Source organism: Actinocorallia aurantiaca (assembly GCF_039533685.1).
GTDB lineage: Bacteria > Actinomycetota > Actinomycetes > Streptosporangiales > Streptosporangiaceae > Actinocorallia > Actinocorallia aurantiaca.
In genome coordinates, this window is record NZ_BAAATZ010000014.1 from 12,443 (window position 1) to 17,547 (window position 5,105).

Below are 5,105 nucleotides of genomic sequence, written 5' to 3' on the forward strand. Positions count from 1 at the left end.
ATCCGCCGCAGCCCGCGAGCAGCAGCGCGGCGGCAGGGGCCGCCAGGAAGGCGAACCTGTTCATCTTCCGCTCCCGATCGACTGCGGGAACACGAAGAGTCCGTGGGGGTCGAGGCTCTTCTTCACTTCGGCCAGCCGTTCATAGTTCTCGCCGTAATAGGCCCAGCGCCAGTCGTCCAGCTCCGGGTCCGGGTAATTGACATAGGAATGGTGGTCGGAGAACAGATCGAGGAGCGCGAATCCGCGGTCCGCCCATTCCTCGGCGAAGGCGATGTCGCCCTCGGCCGGCTCGTCGAGCAGGCCGACGGCGGTGAACTTCGCGAGGAACCGCGCGTCGCGGTGCACGTACGCGGTCTCGGTGCGGCCCACCTCGGCGGCGGCCCCGCCGAGCGCGGTCAGCGCCACATGGCGGAGCTGGCCGGGCCTGCGGTCGCCGTCGAAGATCTCCAGGGCCCGTTCCAGCGCGTCCCGGCCGAGCGGACCCGGCAGGAAACGGTGCCGTTCGCGCAGGTAGGGCTGGCGCGGGAGGAGGCCGTCGGGGGTGGTGCCGGTCCTGCGGCGCTGCGCGGGCGTCAGGTCGCGGCAGCGGTACAGGCCGAGTGTCACCTCCTCGTGGGTGCCCTCCTCGATGTCCGCCATCAGGGGGGTGGCGCCGGCCGCGGCGCACAGCCCGGCGAGGAGGTCGTCGAAGTCCGCCCGGGTGCCCTGGTAGGCCCCGAACATCAGCACGGTGGGGACGGCGCCGGGGGCGGCGTCCATGAGAACGGGACCGATCTCCGCGCCCAGCCCGGGCGGGGCCGCGGCGATCCACTCCTGCCAGTGCTCCAGCAGGTCGAGTGCCCGGTCGTAGGGCCACACGACGGTGAAGCCGACGGTGCGGCCGATCGGGACGGGGCTCAGCTCCAGGTCGACGACGACGCCGAAGCTGGCCGCGCCGCCGCCGCGCAGCGCCCAGTACAGGTCCGGTTCCTCCTCCGCCGAGCAGCGGACGAGCCGTCCGTCGGCGGTGACGAGCGTCGCGGCGAGGAGATGGTCGCTGGCCGGGCCGAAACGGCGGGTCTGCAGGCCGAGGCCGCCGCCGGTGACGAAACCGGCGGGGCACACGGTCGGGCAGATCCCGGTGACGACCTCGAGGCCGTCGGCGGCGAGCGCCACGAGGGCGTCCACCGCCTGGGCGCCGGGGCCGAGCCGGACCCGGCCGGGCCGGCCCTCGATGTGCGCGATCCGCGACAGATCGATGACCAGGCCCGTCCCGGTGGACCAGCCGGCGAAGTGGTGGCCGCCGCTGCGTGCGGCCACCGGCAGGGCGTTGGCCGCCGCGAACGTCACGCTCGCCTGGACGTCGGCCGGAGTCGCGCAGTAGGCGACGGCGGCCGGGCGGACCGTGTCGAACTCGGCGAGCTGCAGCTGCCTGGCCAGGTCGTATCGGGCGTCGCCGGGCAGGACGAGGTCTCCGTCGAGTCCCGCGCCGAGCGAGTCCCAGGTCGGGGAGCCCATCAGGTCACAGGACCGTGGTCTCGGAGTCCACCGGGTTCGGCGCCTTGGGCACGCTGCGCAGCGGATAGTCCGAGGTGCTGACCTCGATCTCGCCCGGGGCGAAGGTGTAGGTGCCGGCGCGCTCGGCGGTGATCGTCGCATGCCCGCCGGTGAGCAGGACGTTCTTGCCGGCGAAGACGCGGTTGGTGTTGGTGAGGCCGGTGGCCACCACCTCGCGCTCCTCGGCGCCGCCGACCACGATGGTCACCTCGCCGTTGATGTCGCGGGCCGGCCGGTCCTTGATCGTCGGGTGGAGGGTGCGCAGGGTGACCTCGATGTGCAGCGCGTCGCCCTGCTTGACCTCGTCCGCGGTGGTGATGGTGATCTCGATGTCGCTCTCCTCCGGCTCCGGCTGCCGGGTCGAGCTGCTGAGATAGATGAACCGCCCCATTTACTGCCGTCCTTTGCGTCGAGCACTCGAAGACCGTTTCCTGCGGTCATCGGCAGCCTCTGAGAGAGGCAAAGAACGGTCAACCCCTATCCGCGACCCCTTATCACCCACCCCTATCGGAGAAAATAAGCGGTCAGAGCGGCCGACCGGAATTCTGGGAATCGAATTCGGCCCGGGCCCGGTCGATCTCGGCGGAGTGCTGGACGGCCCAGTCGGCGAGCACCGACAGCGGGCCCAGCAGGGTGCGGCCCAGCGCGGTCAGTTCGTACTCGACGGTGATCGGGACGGTCGGGAAGGTGGTGCGCGAGACCAGGCCGTCGCGCTCCAGGCCGCGCAGGGTGCGGGTGAGCATCCGCTGGCTGATGTCCTGGATGGCGCGGTCCAGCTCACCGTAGCGGCGCGGCCCCGACCCCAGCAGGACCACCACCAGAACGCTCCATTTGTCGCCCACCCGCCGGCGCAGGACTTCGGTCACCGGGCAGGAGGCGTGTTCGGCCCCGGTGACGGGTAGCGCCAGTTCCGTCCGGAGCGCGGTGGGAACATCGATGTTCGTAGAGAACATTTTTCTGCCTTCTTCCAGGAGGCGGCGCGAGCGCGGACAATATCCGTGCCCTGACAGTAACAACTGGAGCACAGATGCCGCATCCGCAATCAGCGCACAAGACGATCGTCATTACCGGCGGCACGGACGGAATGGGACGGGCCGTGGCCCTCGCGCGCCTCGCGCGAGGGGACACCGTCATCGTGGTCGGCAGCAGCGCGGAGAAGGGTGCCGCGCTCACGAGGGACGCGGGCGGCGACGCGGGCCGACTGCACTACATCCAGGCGGACCTCAGCTCCCTCAAGGCCGTCCAGGCACTGGTGGAGTCCCTGGCCGCCCACCCGGTGATCGACGCCCTGGTGCTGTGCGCCAACCGGCAGAGCCCCCGGCGGGTGGAGACCGCCGAGGGCCTGGAGTTCTGTTTCAGCCTCTACTACCTCAGCCGCTACCTGCTCGGGCACGGCCTGCGCGCCCAGTTCGACCAGGCCGCCGCACCCGTGATCATCAATGTGACGGCGCCCGGCACCAAGATGGGCGACGTGAACTTCGACGACCTCCAGCAGACGCGGAAGTACAGCGGGCTGAAGGCGCAGACCCAGGCGTGCCGGGCCAACGACCTGCTCGGCGCGGCCTACGGCACCCACCCGTCCAGCAAGGCCCACTACGTGCTCTACCACCCCGGCTTCACCGCGACCCGGGGCGGCCTGGAGCACATGAAGCAGCCGGTCAAAGCCATCGTGGGGCTGCTGGCGAAGGTGGCGGCCAAGCCGGTCGACAAGGCCGTCGAGCCGATCATCGAGTTCATCGACTCCCCGCCCGCGCCGGTGTTCTCCGCCGTCGACCGCGGCAAGTACCTGGACGTCGACACCTTCCCGACCTTCGACAAGGCCAAGGCCGCCAGGCTCGCCGAGGTCACCGCCCGGCTCGTCACCTCCAAGCTCGGTACCACCCAGCTGGTCCCCTGACTCCATCGGCCGGACCACCCGGGCCCGTACGGACGCATCCCTCGTCCGCACGGGCCTTTTCGCATTCACCCCTTTCTTCGTCCTAGGGGTCCCCGAATCGCCTGCATAGGGGTTATCGGCCGTTCTCCGGCGACTTAGCATCGGTCCGGATCGCGCCCGTCATTCGCTTTTATAAAGGTGTATCGATGCCACAGGATGAAAAGGTCGTCGAGTATCTCAAGAAGGTGACCGCGGATCTGCGGAGGACGCGGGACCGGGTGCGGGAACTGGAGGAGGCCGGGCACGCGCCGATCGCCGTCGTCGGGATGAGCTGCCGGTTCGCGGGCGGCGTCGACTCGCCCGAGGCGCTGTGGCGGCTGCTGGCGTCGGGACGGGACGCGGTTTCGGGGTTCCCCGCCGACCGCGGCTGGGACCTGGACGGCCTGTACGACCCCGACCCCGACCGGCCCGGCTCGTCCACCACCCACGAGGGCGGCTTCCTGGACGGCGCGGGCGGCTTCGACGCCGCGTTCTTCGGCATCTCGCCGCGGGAGGCCGTCGCGATGGACCCGCAGCAGCGGCTGCTGCTGGAGGGCGCCTGGGAGGCGTTCGAGAACGCCGGCATCGATCCGCGCACGCTGCGCGGCGGCGGCGCGGGCGTCTTCACCGGGACCAACGGCCAGGACTACGCGGCGGTGACCCGGGCCGCGGCGGCGGCGACCGTCGAGGGCTACCAGGGCACGGGCAGCTCGGCGAGCGTCATGTCGGGCCGGATCTCCTACTTCTTCGGGCTGGAGGGCCCGGCCGTCACGGTCGACACCGCCTGCTCCTCGTCGCTGGCGGCGGCGCACCTCGCGGTGCGGTCGCTGCGGGCGGGCGAGTGCGGGCTCGCGGTCGTCGCCGGAGTGACGGTGATGGCGACGCCCGGCGCTTTCATCGACTTCAGCAAGCAGCGGGGCCTGGCCGCCGACGGCCGGTGCAAGGCGTTCGCCGCCTCCGCCGACGGCACCGGATGGGGTGAGGGAGCCGGGGTGCTGGTGTTGGAGCCGCTGGCCGACGCGCTGCGCGCCGGTCGGCGCGTCCTCGGGGTGATCCGCGGCTCGGCGGTCAACCAGGACGGCGCGAGCAGCAGCCTGACCACGCCGAACGGCCCGTCCCAGCAGCGGGTGATCCGCCGCGCCCTCGCCGACGCGGGGCTCGGGCCGTCCGACGTGGACGCCGTCGAGGCGCACGGCACCGGCACCCGCCTGGGCGACCCGATCGAGGCGCAGGCGCTGCTCGCCGCCTACGGCCGCGACCGCGACCCGTCCCGCCCGCTGTGGCTGGGCTCGGTCAAGTCGAACCTCGGCCACACCCAGGCCGCCGCGGGCGTCGCCGGCATCATCAAGATCCTCCTGGGTTTCCGGCACTCCGCGCTGCCCGCGACCCTCCACGTGGACGAGCCCACCCCGCACGTCGACTGGTCCCCCGGCACCGTGCGCCTGCTCACCACCGCCCGCCCTTGGCCCGCCCGGGAGGGCCGCCCCCGCCGCGCGGGCGTCTCCGCCTTCGGCATCAGCGGCACCAACGCCCACCTCATCCTCGAAGAACCCCCCTCCCCCTCCCCTGCCTCGGAGCAGTCCGACCCCTGGCCCCTCCCGCTCGGCACGAACGGCGGAGCACCGCCGCGGCCTGCGGACACGGCCGCCGAGCC

Annotated in this window: 5 protein-coding genes; 2 read left to right on the forward strand and 3 right to left on the reverse strand. The window is 71.9% G+C overall.

Translation table 11 applies throughout. The features are described from left to right. Positions 1-60 precede the first annotated feature (60 nt). From ABD327_RS19250 to ABD327_RS19260, 3 genes are all read right to left on the reverse strand, one after another. Entirely contained in the window at positions 61-1,497 is a 1,437-nt protein-coding gene (locus ABD327_RS19250; RefSeq protein WP_344451880.1) for an FAD-binding oxidoreductase, read from the reverse strand. A gap of 4 nt (positions 1,498-1,501) precedes the next feature. Then, positions 1,502-1,927: a hypothetical protein gene (locus ABD327_RS19255; RefSeq protein WP_344451881.1), complete on the reverse strand. Its 426-nt coding sequence runs from the start codon at positions 1,925-1,927 to the stop codon at positions 1,502-1,504. Between the two features lie 133 nt (positions 1,928-2,060). After that, positions 2,061-2,489, reverse strand: coding sequence for a winged helix-turn-helix transcriptional regulator (locus tag ABD327_RS19260; protein ID WP_344451882.1), 429 nt, complete (start codon positions 2,487-2,489; stop codon positions 2,061-2,063). A gap of 74 nt (positions 2,490-2,563) precedes the next feature. On the opposite strand from ABD327_RS19260, the gene ABD327_RS19265 reads away from it, so the two are divergent. Next, a complete protein-coding gene (locus tag ABD327_RS19265; protein WP_344451883.1) occupies positions 2,564-3,433 on the forward strand; it encodes an SDR family NAD(P)-dependent oxidoreductase in 870 nt (289 codons plus the stop codon). 185 nt (positions 3,434-3,618) lie between these two features. Beyond that, a partial coding sequence (locus tag ABD327_RS19270) for a type I polyketide synthase (RefSeq protein ID WP_344451885.1) occupies positions 3,619-5,105 on the forward strand: 1,487 nt, incomplete at its 3' end.